The 25,876-nt window shown below is 68.7% G+C and carries 22 protein-coding genes and 6 pseudogenes; 15 read left to right on the top strand and 13 right to left on the bottom strand.

Going from position 1 to position 25,876, the window contains the following annotated elements:
* Positions 1-218 precede the first annotated feature (218 nt).
* Positions 219-779, bottom strand: coding sequence for a hypothetical protein (locus OG883_RS16530; protein ID WP_266540758.1), 561 nt, complete (start codon positions 777-779; stop codon positions 219-221).
* A 230-nt stretch (positions 780-1,009) separates the two neighbouring features.
* Positions 1,010-2,080 (bottom strand): helix-turn-helix domain-containing protein, encoded by a 1,071-nt coding sequence (locus OG883_RS16525; RefSeq protein ID WP_266540755.1) that lies wholly within the window; start codon positions 2,078-2,080, stop codon positions 1,010-1,012.
* A 313-nt stretch (positions 2,081-2,393) separates the two neighbouring features.
* Here OG883_RS16525 and OG883_RS16520 point away from each other — a divergent pair, with 313 nt between their 5' ends.
* Positions 2,394-2,501, top strand: a complete 108-nt coding sequence (locus OG883_RS16520) for a helicase (RefSeq protein WP_266540752.1) — start codon at positions 2,394-2,396, stop codon at positions 2,499-2,501.
* Positions 2,502-2,767: 266 nt separating this feature from the next.
* On the opposite strand, the gene OG883_RS16515 is transcribed toward OG883_RS16520, so the two are convergent.
* Entirely contained in the window at positions 2,768-3,259 is a 492-nt protein-coding gene (locus OG883_RS16515; RefSeq protein WP_266540750.1) for a hypothetical protein, read from the bottom strand.
* A gap of 409 nt (positions 3,260-3,668) precedes the next feature.
* On the opposite strand from OG883_RS16515, the gene OG883_RS16510 reads away from it, so the two are divergent.
* The 3 genes from OG883_RS16510 to OG883_RS16500 all read left to right on the top strand — a co-directional run bounded on the left by OG883_RS16510 (position 3,669) and on the right by OG883_RS16500 (position 7,832).
* Complete coding sequence (locus OG883_RS16510) at positions 3,669-4,322, top strand: hypothetical protein (RefSeq protein WP_266540748.1); 654 nt, start codon at positions 3,669-3,671, stop codon at positions 4,320-4,322.
* An 897-nt stretch (positions 4,323-5,219) separates the two neighbouring features.
* Positions 5,220-5,903 carry a hypothetical protein gene (locus tag OG883_RS16505; RefSeq protein ID WP_266540747.1) on the top strand — a complete coding sequence of 228 codons (684 nt, stop codon included), beginning with the start codon at positions 5,220-5,222 and terminating at the stop codon, positions 5,901-5,903.
* A 243-nt stretch (positions 5,904-6,146) separates the two neighbouring features.
* On the top strand, positions 6,147-7,832 hold the full coding sequence (locus OG883_RS16500) for a ribonuclease J (protein WP_266540744.1): 1,686 nt from the start codon (positions 6,147-6,149) through the stop codon (positions 7,830-7,832).
* Between the two features lie 269 nt (positions 7,833-8,101).
* Here OG883_RS16500 and OG883_RS16495 read toward each other — a convergent pair.
* Positions 8,102-8,291: pseudogene (locus tag OG883_RS16495) on the bottom strand (hypothetical protein); the annotation flags it as partial.
* Positions 8,292-8,608: 317 nt separating this feature from the next.
* The gene (locus tag OG883_RS16490) at positions 8,609-10,498 is read right to left on the bottom strand and encodes an NAD-binding lipoprotein (protein WP_266541621.1); all 1,890 of its coding nucleotides are present in this window, start codon (positions 10,496-10,498) and stop codon (positions 8,609-8,611) included.
* Between the two features lie 511 nt (positions 10,499-11,009).
* Between OG883_RS16490 and OG883_RS16485 the strand changes: the two genes are divergently transcribed.
* From OG883_RS16485 to OG883_RS16470, 4 genes are all read left to right on the top strand, one after another.
* Positions 11,010-11,303, top strand: coding sequence for a hypothetical protein (locus tag OG883_RS16485; RefSeq protein ID WP_266540741.1), 294 nt, complete (start codon positions 11,010-11,012; stop codon positions 11,301-11,303).
* Positions 11,304-11,356: 53 nt separating this feature from the next.
* Positions 11,357-11,926: a hypothetical protein gene (locus tag OG883_RS16480; protein WP_266540738.1), complete on the top strand. Its 570-nt coding sequence runs from the start codon at positions 11,357-11,359 to the stop codon at positions 11,924-11,926.
* Positions 11,927-13,027: 1,101 nt separating this feature from the next.
* The gene (locus OG883_RS16475) at positions 13,028-14,365 is read left to right on the top strand and encodes a calcium-binding protein (protein ID WP_266540735.1); all 1,338 of its coding nucleotides are present in this window, start codon (positions 13,028-13,030) and stop codon (positions 14,363-14,365) included.
* 636 nt (positions 14,366-15,001) lie between these two features.
* The gene (locus OG883_RS16470; protein ID WP_266540733.1) at positions 15,002-15,565 is read left to right on the top strand and encodes a hypothetical protein; all 564 of its coding nucleotides are present in this window, start codon (positions 15,002-15,004) and stop codon (positions 15,563-15,565) included.
* A 129-nt stretch (positions 15,566-15,694) separates the two neighbouring features.
* Here the strand turns inward: OG883_RS16470 and OG883_RS16465 are convergent, their stop codons facing one another.
* On the bottom strand, positions 15,695-16,585 hold the full coding sequence (locus OG883_RS16465) for a LysR family transcriptional regulator (RefSeq protein ID WP_266540730.1): 891 nt from the start codon (positions 16,583-16,585) through the stop codon (positions 15,695-15,697).
* A 78-nt stretch (positions 16,586-16,663) separates the two neighbouring features.
* Here OG883_RS16465 and OG883_RS16460 point away from each other — a divergent pair, with 78 nt between their 5' ends.
* Together OG883_RS16460 and OG883_RS16455 are read left to right on the top strand one after the other, a co-directional pair.
* Positions 16,664-17,620: an EamA family transporter gene (locus OG883_RS16460; RefSeq protein WP_266540728.1), complete on the top strand. Its 957-nt coding sequence runs from the start codon at positions 16,664-16,666 to the stop codon at positions 17,618-17,620.
* A gap of 161 nt (positions 17,621-17,781) precedes the next feature.
* On the top strand, positions 17,782-18,093 hold the full coding sequence (locus tag OG883_RS16455; RefSeq protein WP_266540725.1) for a hypothetical protein: 312 nt from the start codon (positions 17,782-17,784) through the stop codon (positions 18,091-18,093).
* A 90-nt stretch (positions 18,094-18,183) separates the two neighbouring features.
* On the opposite strand, the gene OG883_RS16450 is transcribed toward OG883_RS16455, so the two are convergent.
* Positions 18,184-18,522 carry a YciI family protein gene (locus OG883_RS16450; protein ID WP_266540722.1) on the bottom strand — a complete coding sequence of 113 codons (339 nt, stop codon included), beginning with the start codon at positions 18,520-18,522 and terminating at the stop codon, positions 18,184-18,186.
* A gap of 60 nt (positions 18,523-18,582) precedes the next feature.
* On the opposite strand from OG883_RS16450, the pseudogene OG883_RS16445 reads away from it, so the two are divergent.
* A pseudogene (locus tag OG883_RS16445) lies at positions 18,583-18,750 on the top strand (transposase); the annotation flags it as partial.
* A 126-nt stretch (positions 18,751-18,876) separates the two neighbouring features.
* Here the strand turns inward: OG883_RS16445 and OG883_RS16440 are convergent.
* The 3 genes and pseudogenes from OG883_RS16440 to OG883_RS16430 all read right to left on the bottom strand — a co-directional run bounded on the left by OG883_RS16440 (position 18,877) and on the right by OG883_RS16430 (position 19,667).
* Positions 18,877-19,047, bottom strand: coding sequence for a Clp protease N-terminal domain-containing protein (locus tag OG883_RS16440; RefSeq protein WP_266541616.1), 171 nt, complete (start codon positions 19,045-19,047; stop codon positions 18,877-18,879).
* 186 nt (positions 19,048-19,233) lie between these two features.
* Positions 19,234-19,422: pseudogene (locus OG883_RS16435) on the bottom strand (Clp protease N-terminal domain-containing protein); the annotation flags it as partial.
* A gap of 2 nt (positions 19,423-19,424) precedes the next feature.
* Positions 19,425-19,667: a hypothetical protein gene (locus tag OG883_RS16430; protein ID WP_189304925.1), complete on the bottom strand. Its 243-nt coding sequence runs from the start codon at positions 19,665-19,667 to the stop codon at positions 19,425-19,427.
* Between the two features lie 177 nt (positions 19,668-19,844).
* Here OG883_RS16430 and OG883_RS46780 point away from each other — a divergent pair.
* The 4 genes and pseudogenes from OG883_RS46780 to OG883_RS16410 all read left to right on the top strand — a co-directional run.
* Positions 19,845-20,033: pseudogene (locus OG883_RS46780) on the top strand (IS630 family transposase); the annotation flags it as partial.
* Between the two features lie 117 nt (positions 20,034-20,150).
* A complete protein-coding gene (locus OG883_RS16425) occupies positions 20,151-20,432 on the top strand; it encodes a hypothetical protein (protein WP_266540717.1) in 282 nt (93 codons plus the stop codon).
* A gap of 620 nt (positions 20,433-21,052) precedes the next feature.
* Positions 21,053-21,814 (top strand): annotated as a pseudogene (locus OG883_RS16415) (class I SAM-dependent methyltransferase); the annotation flags it as partial.
* 504 nt (positions 21,815-22,318) lie between these two features.
* Positions 22,319-23,038: a spermidine synthase gene (locus OG883_RS16410; RefSeq protein WP_266540715.1), complete on the top strand. Its 720-nt coding sequence runs from the start codon at positions 22,319-22,321 to the stop codon at positions 23,036-23,038.
* An 89-nt stretch (positions 23,039-23,127) separates the two neighbouring features.
* Here the strand turns inward: OG883_RS16410 and OG883_RS16405 are convergent.
* The 3 genes and pseudogenes from OG883_RS16405 to OG883_RS16395 form a co-directional block, all read right to left on the bottom strand.
* Positions 23,128-23,372: pseudogene (locus OG883_RS16405) on the bottom strand (IS5/IS1182 family transposase); the annotation flags it as partial.
* 135 nt (positions 23,373-23,507) lie between these two features.
* Entirely contained in the window at positions 23,508-24,149 is a 642-nt protein-coding gene (locus OG883_RS16400; protein ID WP_266540713.1) for a maleylpyruvate isomerase N-terminal domain-containing protein, read from the bottom strand.
* A 123-nt stretch (positions 24,150-24,272) separates the two neighbouring features.
* On the bottom strand, positions 24,273-25,352 hold the full coding sequence (locus tag OG883_RS16395; protein ID WP_266541613.1) for a PP2C family protein-serine/threonine phosphatase: 1,080 nt from the start codon (positions 25,350-25,352) through the stop codon (positions 24,273-24,275).
* Between the last annotated feature and the right edge of the window lie 524 nt (positions 25,353-25,876).

Genomic DNA, 25,876 nt, shown 5'->3' with positions numbered 1-25,876 from the left:
CTGCTTCAAAGCGACCGCCGCCGCGACAAGCTCACCGACCCACAGTGGGCCGCCCCGGCCGAACTCGGCGTGGGATGGGCACAGAGGCCGCGCAGCGGTCCACGGCGTGAAGGCCGTGGACCGCTCTTCATCGGTTCGTTCGGCTTCCGCCCCTACGAAACGGCGGAGCCGTGGAACGGGCACGGGAGACCAGGACTACCGGCGGTCGGCGGCCTGTGTCAGTGCCAACTGCCGCAGTAGAGGATCGCGTCGGTCATGTCCCACAGGCAGGCGCGCGTCGTCCAGGGCGGGCCGTCGAAGATCGCGTCAGACCATCTGAGCTCATTGGTGACGACGTTCTGCCGGCCGTCCCACTGATGGCCACCATCCCAACTGTGGTCCATGTAGACCTCGTAGTAGTGCTTGGAGGAACCCTGGGTGAAGGCCCACTCATGGTGGTCGGAGCCAAGTGCCGTGCCGAGCTTGAACCAGCCGGGGCCTGCCGACCACGCCTTGCACCAGTACAGGCCCACGTCGCCGCAGCCGGCGGCAAGACCGCTCCGCTCCTCCGCGATGATCGGGTTCTCCCAGGAACCCGGCTTCGCCTTCGGGTTGTAGGCGATGTGGCCCCCGGGACGGGGCGGGGCGGCGTTCCCCGATCCGGATGCCACGGTGTCGGTAGGGCTCTTGGCGACGGGGCCTGCGGCCGTCGTGCCGCTCGCTGTTCCGGTGAGGGACCCGGCTGCCAGCGCCGCGGCAGCGACGACGATGAGAGTGCTGCGCCATGCCTTCATGCTCACCTTTGCTTTCCTCCTGGCCCCGGCAGTGGTCAGCGCCGGGGCCGCGAACACGCCCGGGACAGAGAATCTTGACGGGGCACGGTCAAGACTTCGTGTTCCGTCAGTGTGTCCCGGCACGTCGCGGTCGTCATTCGCCCCTTGTGCATGAACCGTTGGCTGTGCGCGCAGGAGTGGTACTCCTGATGCCGACGGCATCAGGAGTCCGGCGCGCTCGGCCCCGGGGGCGCACTTCAGCAGCCGATGTCACGGGGCGGGCGTGGGTGGTCGGCGGGTCGATGTCCACCGTCGGGAGCCGGGTCCTGACCATCCGCCCGGAGCGCGCCCGTGGCGCGCAGCGTGGCGTTGCGGTGCTCTCCGGGCGTGATGGCGTAGGCCGCATGGAATGCGCGACTGAATACCGCCGCGTCGACCAGACCCCACCTCGCCGCGACGGCGCGTACCGGCAGCGTGCGGAGCGCCGGCGCGGCAAGGTCAGCGTGGCATCGCTCGAGCCGTCGACGCCGGATGCTGGCGGACACCGTCTCCGGCCGGCTGCGGAAGAGCTGGTGCAGGAGCCGAACGGAGATGTTGTGTCGCGCGGCGACGGCATCGGGGTTGAGCCGGGGGTCGGAGAGGTTGTCGTCGATGAAGGTGTCGATGGCGGCCAGCAGGAGCTGGTGCCGCGTCTCCGGTGGGAGTCGCTCCTGCGCGCCGATCCGCTCGGCCAGGAAGCCCGTTGCCAAGTCGAGGCTCAGCGCACCGAGCCGTTCGCTGCTCGACTCGTCCAGGCCAGGTCCTTCCTGGACGAGGGATCCGAGGTACTGGGCGAGAATGCGGCCCACCCCTGACGCTGCAGGCAACCCGCGGGCGAACAATTCCCCGATCCTGTTCTGCGGGAGGGGAACGAGTGCGTGCGGCAGGTGCAGGATGACGGCGCGGGACACTCCGCCCTCCGGGCTCTCCATGGCACGACCGCTGTAGGGGCGGGAGGAGGTCCACATCGCGAAGTCACCGGCGGAGAGATGCGTTTCGCGACGATTCTGGGCGACGCGCATCGCGCCCTCAAGGATCAGGGTGAGCTCGAAGGTTTGCGGGTCGGAGCGCCGGACGAGCTGTGCGGGGCGTTCCGACTTCAGCGGGGAGAACGCCATGGTGGTCACCTGGACAGGGCCGAGCGTCAGGAATCCGGCGCTGCCGGCGAAATCCGGACCGCAGTCGCTGCTGATCCGAGTGGGTGCCACTCCCTGTCCCACTGCCTCGCGCCACCATTCGAATCTGTGCTCCGGCGGCAGTCCGGCCGTGTCGAGCTCCGCGTAGGCCATGTCGTCCTCTCGGCGATCGCCCCTGCGCATCAGCTTGCGACCGCTCGGGGCGACACCGCAGCCGCACTCCAGCCCCTGGCTTGACCCGTTCCATTTATGGCCGGTTGAGGCACGCGGATCCACTGGCTGAGCGGCCCTGCGGCCCCTGCGGCCCCTGCCAAGAAGAGCGCGGCTGGCAGGTCCGGTCCGGGCGTCGGCGGCCTTCCATCGGGGCGTGGCGGCCCTGGCTCGGTACATCACGCGGGAGGGCGCCGACGTATCGGTACCGCGCGGGCACCATGGACCGTTAGTCATCGAGGGCCAGAAGGAGCCCATGGAACATCGGCTTGACGTACGGCTGTTCAAGACCAGAAGCCGCAGGGACAAGCTCACCCAGGACCAACGGGTAGCGCTCGCGGAGCTGGGCGTGGAATGGGCGTGACGCGTGCCGGGACCGGGCGGCAGCCGGCCGTTGAACCGGTCGCCCTGTGCACAGAGAGACCCCGTGGGCGCGTGGCCGGGCCTTCGAGGTCGTTCCCCGTACGGCCTTCGGCTTCGGGCAAGGCCCCGTACAGCCAGACACGCCGGCGGTTGTGAGGCCGGGGCCGGACCTGAAGAGCGGGCGGGTGCCGGATACCGACCCCCACCCGCTCATGTCAGCTCAGGCCGACCAGACCCGGCCCGGCCCGGGTGGCAGGAGGGCCGGCCTCACGCCTGGTGGAAGATGGTGGCGGCCCACTCCGCCTTCCACTTGCCGTCACCGAACTTCAGGTTCGCGGTGCACTTGTAGGTGTCCCCGTCGCAGGCCAGAGCGGTCACCGGGACCGGAGCCGCGACCGCGCGCTCCCCGGCCGCGGCTGCCGAGTGGAAGACCCTGGCGCTCCATCGGGCCTTCCACTTTCCGTCACCGAAGGTGAGGTTGGCCTGACACGTGCCGGTGTCTCCGTCACAGGTCAGCCCCGTCGCCGGGACAGGAGCCGCGACTGCACGCTCCCCGGCCCTGGCAGCCGGATGGAAGACGTTGACGCTCCAGTCGGCCTTCCACCTGTCGTCACCGAACTTGAGGTTGGCTGTGCACTTGTAGGTGTCGCCGTCACAGTTCAGTGCCGTCACCGGCACCGGGGCCGCGACAGCTGGGGTGGCCAGGCCGATGCCGAGGGCTGTGACTGCGGCGAGCGTGCCAAGTGCGGTGCGCATCATGTGCTTGGGTCCTTCCGTCTGGGCGCTGGACGCGCCCCGTCATCGGACAAACTGCTACCAGCACGATGACGCCAACCGCGATCCCCCGGGCATTCACCGCAATGAAGTAGCCGCCGCATCACGGCGTTGACCAGCTGTGACGGAAGTGTCATCCGCGCCGCGCAGGCGTCCTCGGTACGCCAGCACGGCAGCCGGCCCAGCTCCTTGACCCGTCGGGCCCGGTCCCCTTCGTCGCGCTTGAAGGTGCGGCGGGAGGGGCCGGTCAGCCAGAGCCCGGCCGAAAGACGTCTGCGGTGCTGTCACTGACGGTGGGAACTCAGGGGGCTGAGGTTAAGTGGCAAGTTCAGAGCTGTGCGAGAATCCCTGCCTGCCGAGTCCGATGTCAGTGGTGGCTGACAGCATGGCGATCATGAGTCGAATCATCTCGTTCAACACCGCCGACAAAGCCGACGTCGTCGCGTTCCTCGGGGCCGCCGGGAACCTCACATCTGACCAGCAGCGCAACCTCGGCGTCATGCGCGAGCTCGCGCAGGCCAGCCAACTCAGCCTCGACCACCAGGGCATCGACTGGGGCCTGTCCATCCCGGACGCGCTGGACCACCTCATAGCCGGCCACGCCGGCTCAGACGCCGAGTACGCGGCCGCCGCGTACTACAGCGCTCTCCAGCACATCATCGACCGCAATGGCTCCGACCCCACCGACCTGGGCGTGTACTCCAAGCCCAGCACCTTCTTCAGCCTGCTGGACGACGAATTGCGCCGCCTGGGCGTGAGCGCCGATCTCCTGCCGCACGACTACCTGTTTGCCGGGGCACCCGATGAGATCCCCTTCCACATCCCGTATCCCGTGGACGGCCCGCACATCGGCATGTTCCCGCTGGAGAAGGCCAAACCCGCCGCGGACGCTTATCGCGCGGTCCTGGACCGGATGGACGACGGTTTCACGTACGACACCCAAGTTCTCATCGAGAAGCTGGACTTCGAGCACAACGAGTGGGAGTACGCTACGAAGAACCTCGACTGGTATACCCAGGACACGATCTTCTTCTCCATCAAGGGCTGACGCCCGGCTTCCTCCGCCTTGGCGGTCAGCTGTGCCACCAGACGCTTCTGCGAAGTGAGGGTGAGGTGGTCGCGGCGCCGGTTGCGGAGTTGAGGAGGTCACCGACGGCCTGAGCAGCCTGTCGTGACCGCTCCGCTCGATTCGGGGCGCGGGGTAGGGAGTTGCCGGGACAGAGGCACGCCCGCATGCTCGCCCCGCGTCGGCGGGGGTCGGGGTCGTCGGCGCCCTGACACCGACGCCGCGTTCCATGCGCAGATGCGTGTCGCTCGTCGCGCGCAGCAGGGCAGCCTCGCCGATGGTGGCACCGCTGCCGGCGGCGGTCTCGGCCCGGTTGAGGCAGTGCCGCAGCTCGCTGGTACTGCTGCCGCTACTGACCGCCTGTTGGCGAGCGCCGAATGCTTCGCCGCAGTCGTCCTGAGCCTGCGGCGCGCCCACCGGCACGGTCGCAGTGGGCCGCGCCCGGGGACGGGGCGGCCAGGGCGATGATCGGCCGACGGGGGCCGTGCGCAGTCGGCGCACATCGTCGACGGCAGGGGTGGACAGGCCCCCGAGTCCGAGTCGGCACTCCTCCAGGGTGAACCATCTTGTTTCGCCCGGGAGTTGGGTTCCGATCACGACGTACCCCAGGTGGACACACGCGGACGAGCGGAACAGCACCGCGTACATGGCACAGCTGGCGGACGGCCCGGCGGAGCGTCGGACACAGCCGGGGCAGATGCCGGACGGTTGCAGTCAGGCCGCCCCCTGCCGGCCGCCGACGCTCCGTCAGGCTCCTCCCACGGCCGGACAGCAAGACGTCCTCGACCGCTCCCTCACCGGCACGCCGACGGCAATCCTGCCCAGGATCTGAGTAGGAGCACTCATGCCGGAACCGGGCCGGCCCGGAAGGCTGTACGCATGACGACACCACCGCTCACCAGCCACCCGTACAACCCGTCCGACCCCAACCCCGGCAACGCGCAGCACCCGCTTCCGGCACCACGGCGCCCACGGCGGGTGCTGATCGTCGCCATGGTGGTGACGCTGGCCCTGCTGCTGGCCGCCGGGGCCGCCATAACGTGGTGGCTGAGCCGCGACGACGATAGCTCCCCACTGGCCGGCCGGCCGCGGGTGACCGACACCAGGGCCGGATTGTCGTACGCGATACCGGAAGGGTGGGAGCACGACGAGACGAAGGACAAGGACCTGATCAGCGGCTTTTCCTCACAGATCACCAGCAGGACGGGTCAGGACAGCGAGGCGGGCAAGACGGTTCTCGCCGGCCGGTCCCGGCAGGTGATACCCCCCTCCGACCTGCGACAGCAAGCGGAGTTCGCGGCCAGGTCGAACGCGGAATTCTTCTTCCCCGACCAAGCGGTGGCGCTCGAGGAGTCCCGGCCCACAACGGTCAGCGGCCACCCGGCACACACGGTGATGCTCAACGTCAAAGAAGACAAGGGCGGCACCGCGCACCTGACGATGACCCTCACCACCGTGAACGACAATCGCACCTCATTCGTCCTCGGAATCAGCACAGGCACCCCGGACACCACAGCCGACCACGACATCGAGGCAGTCATGGAGAGCACCGAGACGACATGACCTCCCACCCCCGGCACGGCGCAGAGGGACGCAGCCGGCCGGGCTGCGCCCCGATGGTCAGGCGGTCAGGCCCTACGGGCGGGGCGGCGTACTCCGGCCATCCTCCGGCTGATCCCAGTAGGGCGTTTCTTTCGGATCAGCTCATTCCGATGAGGTCGGATGGTGGAGCGAGCAACATGCAGGTGAACCCGCTGGAGGACCCGCGAAGGATCACCACAGGAGACTCTCCGGTAACGTCAAGGTATGAGTCATCCGCATCCCGAACTGAATGCCGCCCCTCCGCTGCCCGAAGGAGGGCTGCGGGTCGTCGCGCTGGGTGGCCTGGGCGAGATCGGCCGCAACATGACCGTCTTCGAGCACGCCGGCAAGCTGCTGATCGTCGACTGCGGCGTCCTGTTTCCTGAGGAGACCCAGCCCGGCGTGGATGTGATCCTGCCGGACTTCACCTCGATTCGGGACCGCCTGGACGATGTCGTGGCCGTGGTGCTGACCCATGGCCACGAGGACCACATCGGAGGCGTGCCGTACCTGCTGCGAGAGCGGCGTGACATTCCCGTCGTCGGCTCGAAACTGACGCTGGCGTTCCTGGAGGCCAAGCTCAAGGAGCACGGCATCAGGCCGCGTACGGTGCGGGTGCGTGAGGGCGACCGCCGGGAGTTCGGTCCCTTCGACTGTGAGTTCGTTGCGGTCAATCACTCGATCCCGGACAGTCTCGCGGTCGCCATCCGCACCGGCGCCGGGCTGGTGCTGCACACCGGTGACTTCAAGATGGACCAGTTCCCCCTGGACGACCGGATCACCGACCTGCGGGCGTTCGCCCGGCTCGGCGAGGAGGGCGTCGACCTGTTCCTCACCGACTCCACCAACGCCGAAGTGCCGGGATTCACCACCTCCGAGCGCGAGCTGAATCCTGCTATCGAGCAGGTCCTGCGCACCGCCCCGCGGCGGGTCATCGTCTCCAGCTTCGCCAGCCATGTGCACCGCATCCAGCAGGTGCTGGACGCAGCGCATCAGTACGGCCGCAAGGTCGCCTTCGTCGGCCGGTCCATGGTCCGCAACATGGGTATCGCCCGCGAGCTGGGATATCTGAAGATTCCCTCCGGGCTGGTGGTCAGCACCAAGGAACTGGAGAAGCTCCCTGATCACCAGATCACCCTGGTGTGCACCGGTTCGCAGGGCGAGCCGATGGCCGCCCTGTCGCGGATGGCCAACCGTGACCACGTGATCCGGATCGGGAAGGGGGACACCGTTCTGCTCGCCAGTTCCCTCATTCCTGGCAATGAGAACGCCATCTACCGGGTGATCAACGGGCTGACCCGGTGGGGCGCGAACGTCGTACACAAGGGCAACGCCAAGGTGCACGTCTCAGGTCACGCAAGCGCGGGTGAACTCGTGTACTGCTACAACATCGTCAAACCCCGGCACGTCATGCCCGTGCACGGTGAATGGCGCCATCTGCGGGCCAACGGCGACCTGGCCATCCGCACCGGAGTCGACCCCGAGCGGGTGGTCATCGCCGAGGACGGTGTCGTTGTCGACCTCGTCGACGGACGCGCCTCCATCACCGGCAAGGTACCCGCGGGCTACGTCTACGTGGACGGCATGGAGGTCGGCGGCGCCACCGAGGCGTCCTTGAAGGACCGCCTCACCCTCGCGGAGGAAGGCGTCGTCACCGTCGTGGCCATCGTCGACGCCAACACGGGCGGCCTCGCCGAGGCCCCCGACTTCCTGGCCCGCGGCTTCGTCCACGACGACACCACCTTCGAGCCGGTCATCCCGGTGATCGAAAAGGTCCTGGCCAAGGCGGCACTGGAAGGCGTCGGGGAAGCGCACCAGCTGGAGCAGCTGATCGCCAGGGCCGTGGCGTCGTGGGCGTTCCGTACGCACCGCCGCAAGCCCCTTATCATCCCGGTCATCATCGACGCCTGATACGGATACGGCCGGCCGGCCGGCTCAGACAGCACTGCGAGTCGGCCGCCTCCTTTCTGGGTTGACTTAATGATCATCAGTTCCTCTGTCCACGGGGCTACTTCCGGCGCGGCCACTCTCTCCATCGGCGTGCTGGGCCTCCTTCTGTCGTCGGCCGCGGCCCTCCGGCAGGCCGATCCGCTCCCACTGCGCCCGCGTCCGTAGACGCATCGCTGCTTCACCGGCCGGGGCCCCAGGGGCGGCCCCGGCAAGGGGCTCCCGCCTCTCCCCCGCGACGTCTGGTTCTCCATGGTGCCGACGAACTCGACGGTGCGTTCGTCAAGGCCGGCGTGCTCGGTGAGGGACCGGAACATGGGGACCAGTCGCCGACGCGCTGGATGCCCGGGCCCACCCCTGGACACGCTCGGGCAGCGGCTTGTCGACCCGCTTGCCGTCGGGGCCGACACTGGTGAGCTCGTCGGCCTCGGCCACGGCCGGGCAGCGCTCGTAGTCGGGCACGCGGGCGGCCGCGGGGCGAAGCACAGGAAGCGGCCGCGGCGGTGGCGGCGAACGTGGTGCCAACGGTCCCGGCGAGGGCCGTGTCCGCGGCGATCATCCCGGCTGTCGTGGCGAATTGACGCCGCGACAGGGGCGCACCGACGGGTACCACTTCGTAATCTTGCGTCATGTGCCCTTCCCAGCGGGCCGCGCACGCAATGATCGCGAAATCACCCAGGGACTCCCTGATGAATGGAGAGCTGTCAACCCGGGGCGACGCGGGCGGTGGACCTGCGAGGTCATTCCCCGGCGATCACGATGACCTCGTCCCGATCGGTCCACCGTCGGACGGTCGCCTTGTGGGGGTTGATCCGGATCCCGTGGTCGGCCTGCGTTCCCGCATGGGCGGGGCTCCGGTACCCGATGGCGCACTCGCCGCGGCGCCTCGCCGACTCCACGACCGTGGCGAAGGTGGCGTCGCATTCCGGGCGCACGTAGTGGGCTGCGGGCCGCAGACGGATTCCGTTGCCGTCCGGCGAGAACAGCTCCTCGAAAAGTTCCGCAAGATGCCAGTTCTGCGAGATCTGGGCCATCAACTGGCCGATCAGCTTGCCGCTCACAATGAAGTCGGCCCCGGGCCTGACCGGGGCGAGGACCCGGTTGCGGTCGTCGGTCATCTCGGTGACCACGGGAATCTCACGCCCGGACGCCTGCTCCAAGGCACGCAGCAGCAGCAAGGTGACGAGCGCCCGGTCGTCCGGCTCGTCGTCGCCCTGCCCCCGGTCGGGCCCGAGGACGATGACACTGTCGTACGAGGCAGCGTCCACCTCGTTCAGCGTCTCGGGACGGGTGGGCTCACCGTGCCGCAGGACAACCGCCAAGGTGTCACCGGCCGCGGCATCGGCGGCCCGCACGGCCGCGGCTGTCGCGTATCCGCCCTCAGCCACGACGTCGAGGACCGAGCCCGGCACGGTGTAGCTGGCGAGCTGGCCGACGATGCGCGGGGCGCGGCGGTTCCAGCCCAGCAGGAGCACGCGCTCGGGGCGGGCGGTGACCGGCGGACGTTCCACGATCACCGTATGGTCCACAGACGGGGGCACAGCGGAGAGGACCGTCGTGTCGTCGTCCTGGGCGATGACAACCAGCAGGTCCCCGGGCAGGATCACCGTGCCGGACGGTGGGTTCAGCGCCACAGCGCCGCCCCGGACGAGTCCGACCACGCTGGAGGTGGCGTGAGCCAGGAGCGCTTCGCCGAAGGTGCGGCCGGTCAGCGTTGGCTCCGCGACCGTGTAGAACTCGTCGCCTGCGAAGTCAAGCAGGTCCTGGTGCACGACAGAGAGTCCGGGCTGCCGGGCGGCCTGCACGACAAGCCGGGCGGTGATGTCGTCGATCTCCAGCACGACCCCACCCGGCCCTGCCGCGAGTGTGGCGGCGAGCCGGTACCGGTCGTCGCGGACCGCCGCGACGACCCGGGCCCGGCCGTCGTCGCCGACCGCCGCGCGCAGGGCCAGCAAGGTCTTGACGATCTCCCCGTCCTCCGGCGGCCTTTCGCAGGGCAGCACCAAGATGGCGTCGGCGGTGCCCGGGCTCACCCGAGCGAGGTCGGCCGGGTCGGTGGGGGACCCACTCCGGCAGATCAGCCGGGTGCGGCCCGTGGCGCCCACCCTGGTCTCCAGCGCTTCCTCCATCCCGGTCTTGTCCTGGTCCGCCAGGACGGCGACGGTGGCGCAGCGCCGATTGGCGTTGGCGGTGACCAGTTCCGACACGACGGTGGCCACCTGCTCGGACCAGCCGAGCACCACCGCGTGCCCCTCCTCCAGCACGGCGGAACGACCCCGCCGCAGCGCGAGCAGCTTCTCGCTCATCCCCGTCGTGATCAGGCTCACCAGGGTGGAGACGTACAGGAGGGCGACGAGGGCGAGCAGCACTGACAGCACCATCCGTAGCGGAGGGCCGACCTCCCCGCCCAGTCGCAGCGTCTGACCGGCACTCTTCCACACCGCCGCGAGCTTCCCCGACAGAGTGGCGGGAGTCTGGCGGTCCGTCCACACCAGCACCGCACTCGCCGGCAACACGACGGCCAGGCAGGCCGCGGCGAGCCACCCGACGAGGACGGACGTACCGCCCGAGAGCGTGTTGTCGAACCAGTACCGTGCCCGCTGCCCGACGGAAGCCTGTCGCGAAGCCACCCTCGTTCTGTCCGCCCGCACGCAGTCCGCCGCCTGCTGCCGACCGGAGTCGCTGATCGTCTTACGCACACCAACAGCGTGGGGGGCTGCCACCCTGACGCGTGGTGATCCGGGCAGGGTTCATCCCATGGAGAACGGCCGACGGCGCTTCTGCAGCCCGTCGATCGGGGCGACTGGGACAGCCGGGAGGTCGTCGCCCGGAACGCCGTCGAGATCCGGCTGACCGCCGGGTACGACCTCACCACCACGGCCTGGAGCCGGTCTTCGGTGCCCACGCTATGGTGTCCCACAGCCCAAGTGCGTGGTCTTGGTCGTCCTCCTCATCATCCATGGATACGGTCGCCGCTGTGAGGAGAGTGCCGTTGGGCGAAAGGCCGAGTGGCTGCACCAGTCCGACCTCGCACTGCGGCTCACGGAGCATCGCCCTGAGTGCTCGACAGCTGGATCGTCTCGCCAGGCGGCCCTTCCCTTCGCGGGTGCCGCCCCCGGTAGTGCCGCGGTGCCGGCCTCCGTGGTTCCCCAGGTGGCGGGTGCGGTCGGCGGCGCAGGCATGAAGCGGTTCGGCATCGATCTCCATCGAGAGCTGGAGAAGAACGGCCCAGATTTCTCTGTGCAGCAACTCATGAAGCTGGAGGAGTTCACGAGTCTGGGCCAGGCGCGTGCGGCGACGCCTATGGATGCGTATATCGCGGTCAACAACCTTGAGGGCACGGAGTGGGCGAGGAAGATCCGCAGTTGTGTAGAGGGCCAGTACAACGATGGCGCCAATGCGATCACGGGGGTCACCCCGAATCCGAAGGGATGACGATGAGGTGGCTGGCGCGAAGGCGCCGCGGCTCGGCGCTCGCGGGAGGGCTGATGCTCGTGCTGACGCTCGCGGCATGTGGCGGCGACAAGGAAGAGACGGTCAAGCAGACGGTGCCGGCCACGGAGGTGTGCGGCCGCTTGTCGCCCAAGGCTGCAAAGGCGTTGGAGCAGGTCTCGGAGACACAGCGATTCGAGTATCGCTCCTACGGAACGGCGAAGACGCTCAAGGATCTCCTGCACGATCCCGACCGGCGAGGTGGGAGCGAGCTGACCGAATGCGTGATTGAGCCGGACGTGGCCGACCCCGACGAGAGCCCGTCGAAAATGACCGTGTTGTTCGAAGAGGTCGAGAGGCTTCCGCTGCCTCAACCCGAGGACGTCGCACTGGCACGCCTTCCGGTCGGGCTGCGGGCATACGGCGACTCCGGCAGTGCCGAGCTGTGGTTCGCCTGCGAGGTGCCGGGAGTCGGAACGCCGATCGTCTACGCGCGCCTCGTCTATGGGTCCCGGCCGCGCGACCAGAGCCCCAAAGAGGCGAACATCAGGGTCCTCCAGGACCTCTCACGGCGGTACGCCCTCGCCATGGGCTGCCCCAACGCGGGAGGTATTCCGGGTGTCTGACGTGCGTCGGGCCGCCCTGACATGACCGGTGTGTCGTCACCTTCATAGTCCTCGCGGCCCTCCTGGCCTCCTTCTGCCTCGCCGACCAGCACCGCCTCCACCGGCGGCTCACGGCCTGGCGCCACCGCGATCCGGCGGCTGACGAGCCCTCGGCTGGTTGGCGGCTTTCGCCAACTGGCGTGCTCATGAGTGGTAGCCGGGCGGTTCCTCGCGGCGGCGCCGACGTCGGGCCCTCGTTCGCCGGCGACTTTGTGGACGACGCCACGGCGTAGGACCCCGCCGACTGCCCTCACCTGGTCCAGGCTCATCTGCTCGCCGACCGGCAGGAGCAGGTCGACGAGGGGGCGTTGGCGTTCGATACTGCGCTGCGGGCCCTGATGGTTCGGGCCGGCGATCCAGTACGAGATCGGGGTACAGCAGAATTTGGACGGTACAGAGCTCGTAGCGGCGGTCCGGCGGGGAGACGCGGAGGCCGTGACCACGCTGCTGGAGGCGGGAGCGGCCCCGGACACGGTCACGGACGGCGAACGGTTTGACGACGTAGTCGTCCGCACCGGCCGCCACGATCATCTAGGGGACGAAGGGTTCCTGTACAGCTCAGGAGCATGGTCAGTGGTGCAGGCAAGCAAGGCACGTAACGGGAAACGGTTCGGCCGAACCGTTCCCAGGACTCCCGTTCGGCTGTGACAGCCCTCGGGGATTACCGGCGCTGTGGGTAGCGGTCCGGTGTGTCAATCGGTGCCGCCCATCACCTCCGACAGCTCGCTGATCGCAGCACGCACCTGCTCGTCCGCTCGCTGCGGCACAAACCTCCATCGTCACGGCGATCTGCGAGTGCCGCAGATGTGCCGCGCGATCTTCGGATGGACCTTGAGAGCGACCACCAGCGCTCAAGTTTCCCCGCCTGGCTGAGCCATCGCGTGCGCCGGTTCGGGGCCGTGCCGCTGGTCGGTGGATCGCGGCGCGCTATGACGGTGTGTCTGGGGGGCCGCTCCGGGCGGGTGTGGCTTGATCGTCGGGCGGTCCCCGGCAGGGGCCGGAGAATCAACCGACGTCCTTGCCGCGCCACAGTGCCGCGGCCCTTGTCGAGGAGTCCCGATCGTGAGACTGATCCCGCAACATGCGGTAATCCAACGACGTGGTGCCGGAGCCGGGGGTGAGCGGCTGCGGCACCCGGCGCGGCGTACTGCACTACTGCTCACCACGGTGGCGCTGTCGGCGGCGCTGGTGGTGCCCACGGCCACGCCCGCGGCGGCGGCACCGGTGACCGTCACCTTCAACGCCGGCGCCAACCAGCCCTTCACCGTCCCGGCCGGTGTTACCCAACTGACCATCACCGCCACGGGCGCCGCAGGCCAGAACGGGCCTGCCGGCGGCCAAGGCGGGAACGGCGCCACCGTCACCGGCACCGTCACCGTGCCGCCAGCCACCACCACCCTGTATGTCAACGTCGGCACGGGCGGGGGCCCCGGCGGCGTCGGAGACCTTGCTTCGGGCGGTGCCGGCGGCGGTTCCAGCGACGTCCGTACCTGCAGCTCGGCCAACGTCAGCTGTGTCCTGACCGGCCTTCCCGGCACCGACCCCCGCCTCATCGTCGCGGGCGGCGGAGGCGGCGGCGGAAGCGCCTTCGGCCCATTCACCAACCCTGAGGCCACCGGCGGAGACGCCGGAGACACCGGGGAGCCCGGCGGCGACAGAGAGAACAGCGGCAAAGGCGGTGGTGGCGGCACCCAGACGACCGGCGGCACAGCCGGAGCCGTATGCCCTGTAGGTGGTACAGCTGCCGCTGCGGGCACAGGCGGTGCCGGCGGCAGCGGCGGAGGCGGTAATTACGGGGCCGGCGGTGGTGGCGGCGGCTGGTTCGGCGGTGGCGGAGGCGGAGGCTGCGACACGCTCGGAGGAGACCCTCCGAGCTACGGGCCCGGTGGCGGCGGCGGTGGGTCGAACTTCGTCCCGTCGGGAGCTACCTCCGGACCTGCCGCGGGAGCGGCCCAGGTGACGATCACCTATGAGCCGCCAGTCGCCGCGACCTGCGCGACCGCCACGCCCACCATCACCGGCACCAACGGCACCAACGTCCTGATCGGCACCCCCGGCGACGACGTGATCTTCGCTCTCGCCGGCAACGATGTGGTCGATGGCCGCGGCGGCAACGACCTGATCTGCGGCGGCAACGGGAACGACGCCCTGTCCGGCTGGGACGGCAACGACCGCGTCGAGGGCGGCGACGGCAACGACAGCCTCGCCGGCTGGAACGGCAACGACACCCTCATCGGCGGCAACGGGAACGACGCGCTGTCCGGCGACTCCGGCAACGACTCCCTGTCCGGCGGCCCCGGCGACGACGCTCTCAATGGCGGCCCCGGCACCAACACCAACGACGGCGGCCCCGGCCGCAACGCCTGCACCAACCCCACCACCGGCCCCGGCTGCAACTAACGTTGCAGGTTCGAATCCTGCCGAGTGCGTATCAGGCCGGAGGCCCTGTGGAGTGATCCACAGGGCCTCCGGCTTTTGCCTTGACGGCAGTGTTTGCAGGTAACCGCCATTGGCAGCGCAACTCCGCGGTCAAGACCGATCGCAGCCGCGGTCGGGCCCTGACCCCGGGTTTTGGACACCAGAAACACTTGGATCTTGATGGTTCGGGTGGCTATGGAGTCCCGCACAGATGGCTGTGAAGCACTTCTTTCTGGCTGATGACGGCCCACGTCGTCCTGTTCGCCGTCGAACGCGCTGTGCGCGAACCGGCGGCGATGCTGGACGTGCTGGTGCGGTGTTCATCACCGACTCGTGGATGCTGTTCGTCACCGTCGGCACCATCCTGCTGATCATGGTGGTGGTCACCTCGGTCCGTGCCGCCCGACGCCGCCTGCGCTACGAGTCCCGGCACCTGACCCACCCGTACTCATACGCCGGATCGCCGCGACGTTCCCGCACACCTTCGCCAACGGCACCGACTTCCACGAGACCTGAACCCGCGTCTACCGGTGGTGCCTGTACGGCTTCGCGTTCGCCGTCACCCTCCTCTACCGCATCGCCCTCCCGGCCTGGCGGTCCCTTTACCACCGCCTGCCCGTGGAATCGGTGACCACCGAAGCGCCCGGCGTCGTCTCCATCACCGCCAAGGGATACCGCCTGGACAAGATGAAGACCGCGTCGGGCCAGTTCTTCATCTGGCGCTTCCTCGACAGGCCCGGCTGGTCCCGCGGCAACCCCTACACCCTCTCCGCCGCCCCCACCCCCGAGCGGCTGCGCATCACCATCAAGGCCGCCGGCGACGGCAGCGAACGCGCCGCCCGCCTCATCCCCGGCACCCGCATCCTCATCGAAAGCCCGTACGGCACCCTCACCGCCCGCCGGCGCACCCAGCCCCGCATGCTCCTGATCGCCGCCGGCATCGGCATCACCACCATGCGCGCCCTCCTTGAAGACACGCCCTACGCCCCCCGGCGAGACCAGCCTCATCTACCGCTACAGCGAAGACCAGCGCGCCGTGTTCGCCGACGAACTCCGCGAAGCTTCCATGGATCGTGCTCGGCTCGGCGAGAGCCCCCACTGTGCCCTGTCCGTACGGGAGCAAGGACGTGCCGCGGCCCTGCCGGCCCTGCCCGCGCCAGCCAGGCACCTGCGCGCTGCTGACCCCGCACAGGCAAGGATTCGCCTCTGTCCGAGCACCACTTCGGCTTCGGCACTCACCCCGACCACGGCTTCGTGGCCACCGCGTCCGCGAATGTCATGGCCCGCTCGCGGCGGACGATCCGAGGCGCTTCACGAGTCGTGTCGATCTTGTGCCGGGATGTCAAGAACGGCAAGGAAGGCGGTCGCCGCCGGCGTGCGGCTGAAGCGGCTCCAGATGACGTACTCGACGCGGGCCGGCGCGTCGGCGACCTCGATGGTGATGACGCCGGCGAGCTGAGGCGCGTATGCGGAGGGGAGCATGGCCACGGCGAGGCCCTGCCCGACGAGTCGTGCGATGTAGTCTGCGGTGGTCACTTCGAAGGCGACGTCACGACCGAGACCAGCGGCTGAGAAGGCTTGGTCGGATTGGACACGTCCGGCTGTCCCGGCCGGAAGGTCCACGAATACCTCGGAAGAAAGCCTGCGGAGGTCGACCGCTGGTTCGTCGGCGAGTGGATGGTCCGGCGCGACCACGGCGACAAGGCGGTCACGGGCGAGTTCGTGGGCGGCGACACCTTGGGGTCGCGCTGTGGTCGGCAGCCCAAGGAAAGCCACATCGATGGCTCCTTGCTTGACCTGCTCTACGAGGTCCTCGCTCGCGCCCACACGCAGGCTGATGCGCACGTGCGGGTACTGCTGGCGGAAGTCACGCAGCGCACCCGGGATATCGACCGCGGCAACAGTGGGGATCAGGCCCACGGCGAGCCGTCCGCGTACCTCTCCGACAGCCGCGGCGACCTCGGCGGCAGCGCGTTCGGCGGCGTCCAGACACTGGCGGGCGGCCGGGAGAAACGCTTCACCGGCCGGCGTCAGCCGCACCCGGCGGCTGGTGCGCTCGAAGAGCCTCGCGCCAAGTTCCCTTTCCAGGCGTGCGATTTGGTGACTGAGGGCGGACTGGACAACCAGACATCGTTCGGCGGCCCGGGTGAAGCTGTTCGTCTCGGCGACGGCGACGACGTAGCGCATCTGCTGGAGCTCCATGGATCCATCTTGTATCGAGATCAATGAACTGACAAACATGTATTGGACTCATTGATCGCGCCACGTGAGACTGCGAGCATGACAAGTCCAGCAGCACCGAGGGGTTCCAACGGAGCCGGCAGAGGTGCTCCCCGTGAAAATCTGCCTCGCACTGCCCTGACGGCGCTCGCTCCCTTGGCGTGGGGCACGACCTATGTCGTCACCACCGAGCTTCTCCCGCAGGGACACCCACTGTTCGCGGGACTCCTGCGTGCGTTGCCCGCCGGCCTGATCGCGCTGGCGATCACCCGGACGCTTCCGCGCGGAGCCTGGTGGGGGAAAGCCGCGGTGCTCGGCGTGCTGAACATCGGACTGTTCTTCCCGCTGTTGTTCACCGCGGCCGAACGCCTGCCAGGAGGCGTAGCCGCCACCGTGGCGGCGGCCCAGCCACTCATAGTCGCCGTCCTGGCCGTGGCAGTCCTCCACGAGAGCCCGTCCGCCTGGCGCCTCACCTGGGGCGTGATAGGCGTCGGGGGCGTCGGCCTGGTGGTGATCGGGCCGAATGCGGCACTCGACACCGTCGGCATCGTGGCAGGCCTTGCCGGCGCGGCCACGATGGCTCTCGGCGTGACGCTCACCAAACGCTGGGGACGGCCCGCCGAGGTCAGTCCCACCGCTTTCGCCGGCTGGCAACTCACCGCAGGGGGTCTGTTCCTGGTGCCCGTCACATTCCTTGTCGAGGGGCCACCTCCCGCGATCAACCCGACCGCCGCCCTCGGCTACCTCTGGCTAGGCCTGATTGGCGGTCTGATCGCCTACGTCCTGTGGTTCCGCGGCGTCACCACATTGGCCGTCACCTCGGTCGCGGTGCTCGGCCTGCTCTCGCCGCTGGTAGCCGCCGTTCTCGGCGCCATCCTGCTCGGCCAGACACTCGGCCCGATCCAATTCGTGGGGTTCGGACTCTCACTCGCCGCGATCGTCGCGGGACAACTTCCTTCGCCCACCCGCTCACGCGACTCTGTTTCAACACCCACACCGGAAGGGACACCTCGATGAAGATCACCGTCGTCGGAGCCGCAGGCATGGTCGGCTCGCGCGTCGTCAACGAAGCCGCAAGCCGGGGACATTGACCTCATCGCGGTATTCCGGAAAGAGCGGCCAGCCGCCCTGCCGCCCGGAGTGACCGCTGTCGAGGGCGACGCGGACGACCCGACCACATGAGCAGACTGTTCAACGGCACCGACGCGATCGTGGCTGCGACCCGTCCTGCCCCTGGGCACGAACACACCCTCGTCCTGACCACGAAGGCGCTGCTCGACGCGGCCGCAACAGCCCGGACGCGCATCCTCGTTGTCGGTGGTGCCGCCCCCTTACAGATCCCCGGACGCCCCGACCGGATCGTTGTCGACAGCCCGGAGTACGTGCCGCAGGAATGGCGCACCATCGCCGCTGCCAGCGCCGCGCAGCTTAAGGTCCTGTTTTCGGAAGCCGGGGGGAGTGTCGGTCCTGGGAGGAGGCGTTCGTCGTAAGGTTCCGCGCCGGACGACCGCACCCTGCGCCCGGCAGCAACGCTTCGACTGCGTCGCCCACAGGCCCCAGCCGCGGCGGGTCGTCTTCGATCAGACGGTCGGGTCGGGCATGATCTCCCGGACCTCTTGCGCACAGCGGCACGCGGCAGCGATTTTGGCAGCCCACTCCAGCGCGTCCTCACGTGAGGGCACATCGATGATCGAGAACCCGCCGAGGACCGCCTTGGTCTCCGGGTACGGGCCGTCGGTGACGGTCCCGTCGGTGGCCACGACGCTCGCCTGCTGCCTTTCCAGTCCACCACCGAAGACCCACACAGCGGCGTCCTGAGCCTCCCGCACCACCTCGTGCGAGGCCTCGGCCACCTCGGGCAACTCCTCCTCGGGGAAGGTCATCGCGCCGTCATCGAACGAGATCAGGTACCGCGTCATACATGGCTCCCTTGGCCGTTGGCCTCCTTCGGCCGCCTCTCACCCTAGCGTCGGCAGGTCGGCGGGATCCGGCACCGTGTCCGGGCGGGGTGCCCGTGGCGAGACGTGCCCGAACGGTATGGGCCGTGGTCGAGCCTGTATCGGGTGTTCCGCCGTTACCAGCGCGAGGGCGAAACACGCCCCAGTGCCGAATCAGGCAACGTTTGCCCTGTCGACGACCACGCGTAGGTGCTGGTCGTCGACACAGTGGTTTCGCCAGAGGATGAGCGGTCCGGGGGCGGTTCGCTCGCAGGACGGCACGCAACGCCGCCCGGCCTTTCCGGGCCGGGCGGCGCCCGCATGTCCCGGTCGCCGCTACGAGGCCTCCCTGGCCACCCGGGCGAGTACCGCCTCACGCAGGCCGGCGGGGTCTACCTCCAGGGCCGCCAGCACCTCGAGGCCGCGGCCTTCTCCCGCTGCCAGCAAGCCGAGCAGGATGTGTTCGGTGCCGAACCTCTCGTGGCCCACTGCGTGCGCCTCGCGCAGGGTGTATTCGAGGGCTTTCTTGGCATCCGGGGTGTAGGCGGGCCTCGGGTACTGGAAGGCGCCGGGGCCGAAGGTGTCGTCGGCCCGGCGCTGGATCTCCTCGACGTCGATGCCGATGGACGACAGAGCGTCCTTCGCGGGTTGTCCGCCGGCGGCGACGATTCCGGCGGCCTGCAGGATCCGTACGGTCTCCTCCCTGGCCCGCGTCAGCTCGACACCCTGCTCGCGCAACACGTCCCCAGCCGTGCTCTGGTCGGTGCCGACCAGGCCGAGCAGGATGTGCTCCGTACCGATGAAGTCATGTCCGAGAGCGATCGCCTCGTCCTGGGACAGCACCACGGCGCGCCTCGCGCGGTCGGTGAAAAACTCGAACACCTCTACTCCTCCTTGCCGGTGGCTTTGCGCCTGCTCGCATGCTTCTCATGCACCGACTGTCTGCTGACGTTCAGCGACGTGGCGATGCTCTGCCACGACCAGCCCTGGTCGCGGGCGTTGTCGACGTGAACCCGCTCGAGCTCTTCCAGGAGACGGCGCAGTGCGACGACGGCCTGCAGTCCCACAGCGGGGTCCTTGTTGGTGACTTGTCCGGCCAGCGAGGCCGGAGTGTCCTCAGCTCCCATGCATGTCAGGCTGCCCTGACGGAGCACGGATGTCAAGAAACCCTGACAAGGGCCGACTGGACCACCCCACGACTGCCTTTGCCGAGGGCGAACACGCCTGGAGCGACGGACCTGGTCGGTGGATGCGGGAACCTGTGCCGGTGGCAGAACGAGTACGGGCGCGTGAGATCGATGACGACGAACTCCTCCTGACTGAACCGCATCGAGGCTCAGTTCACGGCCCTGCGCTGCTTCACCCTCGACGGCACCGACCACGCCGACCACAAGGAGCGGGGGAACATGATCCGCCGCTACATCATCTGGCGGAACCGCCACGCCGACGACCGGCGCCTACGCGTCGTCATCGACAGGGCAAACGTTGCCTGACGCGGCACCAGGTTCTGTCTGACAAGTGATCATGTCGGGGTTCGTGGAGCCAGAGGATGAACGTGGAGCGGCCACTACCCGAGCGCCGGGCCGGCCGAAGAAGGGATGATGGACGACATGAGCGAGAACCGGTTCACCCTCGACAACAGCAACGCGACGTTCACTCCGAGCGAGCCGCGCCCGCCCGTGCACCGCCACCGTCTGCGCTTCAAGAACGTAGAGGGCGAGAGCTGGACCGGTCCTGAGGGGCACACCCTGCGGGCTCTTTCGGATCTCACCATCGTCACGTGCGCCTGCGGCCTCGACACCGACGCGATCGCCAGCGACGACGCGCGGCTCGTGTACGAGGAGCACCGCAACCTGATCCGCGACGAGATCACCGCCGGAGGCCGGCCGTGAGCGCCGCGTGCCATTCCTGCGCACTCGCCAAGGCTTGAGCACAGTTGATGGGCCTGACCGCCCCCACCCCACGCGGATATCGTCACCTACGCCAGCCCAGACCGCCCGCCCTCCCTCACGACGACCGGGACAGCCGACTCTGAGGTGACGTGTGAACGCTGATCATCTGCCCCCGGCCCACGGACACTGGACATCACGGCCACGAACGAGCCGATCGCGCGCAGCTCCGGAAGAACTGGACCGCGCGTGGTCTTCTCCGGCACCCGCGGGGTGTGGCGAGTCCCGGGCCAGGTGGGGATGAACTCGGCTCTGCGCGGACCTCCGCAGCAACGGACCGGGGGGCGATCAGCGACGGCTTCCCTCAACTCGGCCGGCGTGACAGGCGGGTGCGGCCGGCATCCATCCCAGCCCGGACCCTGACGGCGAACGCACGCGTCGATACGCGGCGCAACCTCGTCCACCACCCGCCGACGGGGCCGCCCGTTCGCCTGCTTCGGCGGCGCGACTGGCGTCTGGCCCGGCAGGCACTCGACGACCGTGCGCCGGTTCAGTCCCGTCTCCCTCGCGATCTCCCGCAAGCTCGTCGCACCGGACTCGTACAGCCCGCGAAATCGCCTCAACTCCAGTCGGCGTTCGGCTCGGACCCTGAACGCTACGACCGGGCCAGGCCCCGCTATCCCGAGGCGATGGTGGAGCGGATCGTCGCCGAAAGCCCCGGGCCCGACTTTCTCGACGTCGGCATCGGTACCGGCATCGCAGCCCGGCAGTTCCAAGCAGCCGGCTGCAGGGCGCTCGGGGTCGACGTCGACGCGCGGTTGGCCGAGTGGGCGCGACAGCGCGGGCTCGAGGTCGAGGTGGCGGCGTTCGAAGCCTGGGATCCGGCCGGCCGGGAATTCGATGCGGTCGTCTCCGGGCAGACCTGGCATTGGGTGGATCCGGTTGCGGGAGCGGCGAAGGCGGCCGAGGCGCTGCGGCCTGCTGGCCGGCTGGCCGTGTTCTGGAACGCGGGCCGGCCTTCGCCCGGCGTGGCCGCAGCCTTCTCCGCGGTCTACCGCCGGGTGATGCCCCACTCGCTTGCTTCCCGCCAATGGACGACCGGCTCGGACGGGTACTCGGCGCTGTGCACCCGGGCAGCCAACGGCATCCGAGAGGTGGGCGCGTTCAGCGAGCCGGAGCAGTGGCGATTCGACTGGGAGCGGTCCTACACCCGGGACGAGTGGCTGGACCAGCTGCCCACTACCGGCGGACACACCCAGCTCCCGCCGGCCAAGCTGGAGGAGGTACTGGCGGGCATCGGCACCGCCATCGACGCGGTGGGAGGCAGCTTCACGATGCGCTACGCCACGGTGGCGGTCACTGCGGCGCGAACCGATGCCACCTGAGGGACTTGGCCGCCGAGTTCGCCCGACTCCACGGCAAGCTGACCGCTCGGGACGCCCCCTTCTGCGGCACTCTCCGCAACCAGGACAACGGTGAGCCCGGACGCGTCTGCTCAAAACGGCTATAGCCGCAGACTGGCCGCGGACTTCGCATACACCCTGGACGAGACAGCCAAGGACAAGCGCGAGAGTCGTGTGCGTGCGACGCCAGACCCGCACCCTCCAGACCCGGGACACCGAAACCGGGAGTCACCCGTCAGTCGAAGGTCAACGTGCGGCTCTGCGGCCTCTTCCTCGATAGCTGCGGGCCTTTGCCGTCGGCGATGCCGCAGGTCCAGGTGGACCGCCGGAGCGCAGCGAGCCGCTCGCAGACATCCCGCTGCGATGTCACTGCTCCTATCGACGTGCAGCACACTGCGGGCACTTCAGGTGCTACCAAGGGTGAACGGCACCGGCCAGGGCTGTCTATAGTCTGCGGCGGCGGCTGAAGAGATGAGGGAAGATCGGATGAGTGCCCGGTTCCAGGAGCTCGACTGGCGCCTTACGCCGTTGGGGGAGCTCGCCCTTCGTCGGCGGTGGTACCCCGGAGTCGGCAAGGACGTCTATGAGATCAAGCTCAACGACGAGTTCCTGATGTCAAGTCTGTTCACTGTGGCCGAAGTGGAGTTGGGGCGGCTGGCTCTCGCGGAGCTGACGGACTCGGCTCTTGACGTGGTTGTGGGTGGGCTCGGTCTCGGCTGTACCGCGCAGGCGGTACTGGAGAACCCGGACGTCCGCTCACTGATCGTCGTCGATGCGCTCAGCGAGGTGATCGAATGGCATCAGCGGGAATTGCTACCTTCCGGCGTTGCATCAGATCCCCGATGCAGGCTGGTCCACGGCGACTTCTTCGCGATGCTTCGGTCCCCCGGCGGGCTCGACCCGGCCGACCCCGGCCGGCGGTTCCATGCGATCGTCGTCGACATCGACCATTCGCCGAGCCATCTGCTGCATCCCGGCAACGCCGAGTTCTACGAACCTGCGGGGTTGCAGCGCCTCGGGCAACGGCTCGTCCCTGGTGGGGTGTTCGCGCTCTGGTCGAACGAACCCCCGGACGAGGAGTTCACGGCGGCGCTCACCCAGAGCTTCGCCGAGGCGAAGGCCGAGGTTGTGACCTTTGACAATCCGTTGCAGGAGTGCGAGTCGGCCAACACCGTCTACCTGGCGAGGACGGCCCCTGCCCCATAGGAAGCCGCTGCCCAGATCCTGAGCCTCGCTGTAACGTCAGCCTGCGCTTGAAGAGGCGGCCTACCGCAACGACCATGCGGCCGACGGAACCTCAAGCAGATGATGGCGCAGGCGAGTTCGAGGAGCCCTTGGTGGAGATCGACGCGAATCTCGTACCGGATCCGTAGCCGTTTGAGCCGGTGCCGCCACGCGAACATCCGCTCGGTCCGCGAAGAGTCGGTGCGGCCGGTGGCGCGGGCGCCCGCGCCGACCCCGGATGCGTGGGACGGCGTCAAGGAGCGGGGATCAGCTGAGTGACGTCGTGCCGGTTGCCGGCGGTCAGGGGAATCTCCAACACCGGAGCGCAACGATCAGAACGACTGCCATTGCCGACTGAAGACGTTCGGCGAGCAGAGTCAGGCTGCCCCTGAGGGCCCGTCGCTTCCGATGGGCCCTCTCGGACTTCTTGCCCAATTGAGGGTGAGGCCGCCTACAGCACACGCAAGACCTGGTCGACATCACGTTCGCGTCTGGCCAGCGCATGCAACACGGCCTGATCGCCATGCCGGTCGCGGGCAGCTGCGACAAGCACGTCAACCGCGACAGCGAGTGCGGCTTCGGGCGCCTGGCAACGAGCGCCCACGCTCAAAGCCAAGTCATCGAGGTGAACTGCCAGTTCGACACAGCGGGTCTGGAGGTAGCCGTCGAGCAGCATTTCCTCTCCTGGTCGGTGGAGGATGGCCACTCGTCGATCGGCCGGCTCCTTGTCCAACCGCTGCGCCAGCCGTTGCCACGCAGCCTGCGCCTGCTCGGCAACGATGGTGGAGCCGGCTGCGGCCGTTTCCTCGCTCCGTGCACGCACGCCGACGTTGAGCGCGGAGTCGGGCACGGAGGTGCCGACGAGCCTGGCGTAGTAGCGCACCGGTGACACCGGCTCCGCACCGACCACCTGACCATCAAGGAACCACTCGACCTGCAGAACGCTGCGCGCAAGGTGACCAGCCAGTCCGCCCACCGACATCCCCGGCAGCACGGACTCTTTCTCCCAACAGTGCGCCACCTCTTCCGTCGCCAGGAGCTGCACAACCCGTTCGGCAGCCAGTAGGTACGCCTTCCGTATCTCCGCAGTCATGCCAGGCATCGTCCCCGCACGAAGATCACAGCAGCCAAGGCGTCCACATAGTGACCAACTAGTCCAACATATGGGCATAGGCTTCCGCCCAGGCCGCTCCGGCCATGGAGGCTTGCTTCTCGATCAGGCGACGCGGGGAGGGCGGCTCCGGGTGACCACCAGGATGGCCATGTCGTCCTCGTGCTCACCCTCGGTCCAGCGGCCGACGTCTTTGGTGAGGGCATCCACCAGTTCATCGGGGTTTCTGAACCGCCTGCGCATGCGCCCTGAGAAGACCGGATCATAGAAGGTCCCCCGCTTGTCCCGCGCCTCGGTGACACCGTCAGTCACCAGCAGCAGCGAGGCCCCCGGGGGCAGCCGCACCACATCGACGGGCACGGAGCCGACAGGAGTGATATCGCCCAGCCCCACCCCGAGGGGCAGCTGTGGGGCGGTCGGGTCGAGCCGTACGAGCCGTCCGTCGTGAACCAGGTACGGGGCCGGATGCCCGCGGTTCACCAGGCTCAGCACCTCGCCGTCGGCGGAGACCTCGGCCAGCACAGCGGTGGTGAAGCCCTCCGTGGAGATCACCGGGCCGCTCTGGGCTGCTGCCCTGGCCAGCGCCTCGTCCATCCGCTGACCCAGCGTGTCCAAGGTGGGAGCGTACTCGGCCTCCTGACGGAACGTTCCGATCGCGACCGCCACGGCCGCGACAGCCGCAATACCTTTGCCCCGCACATCTCCGATGATCATCCGCACCCCGAACGGCGTCTCCTGCACCGCGAAGAGATCACCGCCGATCCGCGCCTCGGCCTGCGCCGCCGTATACCCCGCAGCCACGGTCAGCGGCCCGACCTCCCTCGGCGGGTCCGGGAGCACCGCCCGCTGGACCGCCTCCGCGACATCCCTGGCCAGCGCCAGATCGCGCCCTTGCCGCGCAATGAGCCGGTTGACCGCGAGAGCCAGCACGCCGATCAGGCCGACCACGGACAGATCGACAAGCAATGGCGTCGCCGGACGTCCGCGTTCGATATCCACCGCCACCGAGACCACGCACGTGACACACACGACGGCGAGCGCGGAGCGGAAGGAGAGCGTGGCGCCCGCGACGAGCGGTGCGGCGGCCAGCAGCGGGAGTCCCGTGTACGGCTCGGGCGCGAAAAGGTTCAGCAGGACGCCAGCCACGAGGGCCAGCGCCGCGAGCATCCACGGCACCTTCGCCAGCGTGGGTTGCAGGACTTTCACAGTGCTTCTCCTGCTGCCAGGCCGCGCTCACGACCCGGAAGGAACGGAGCCACCGCACGGTTTGCCTTACCGCACCATGTTTGTCTTCCAATGGCTTCACATATACGCCTTGTGGGCCAGATGTGCTCGTTGCAGGCACGCTCCCACCCGCGACGAAGGGCGGTTCACCTGGACTTCTTCCCCTCATCCGCCGGCCATCGGGCTTCACCGGGCCGGGCTTCGCGGGCCAGGTCGGGGCGGCGTGATCTTGAGATGTCCGTGGTTACGATGCCGCTTCGGCACATCCGTTCGACACGATCGGTGAATCGTCGGTCACGCGATACGTACCGAGCGGTGGTCGGTCTCGCAGCGAGGCCATGCGATGACGAACGTCGCCCTCGCCCTGACGGCCCCGGAGAGCAGCTGCCAGGTGACACGGCGGCAGCGCCACGTTGACCTACGCACCATCGGATTGAGTCGTGGAGGCACCTGGCACGGGCAAGAGCGGACAGAAGCAGGACGTC

It is taken from the genome of Streptomyces sp. NBC_01142, from assembly GCF_026341125.1.
GTDB lineage: Bacteria > Actinomycetota > Actinomycetes > Streptomycetales > Streptomycetaceae > Streptomyces.
Note: the sequence above shows the minus strand (reverse complement) of the source record. Positions and strands in the feature narration are given on the sequence as shown.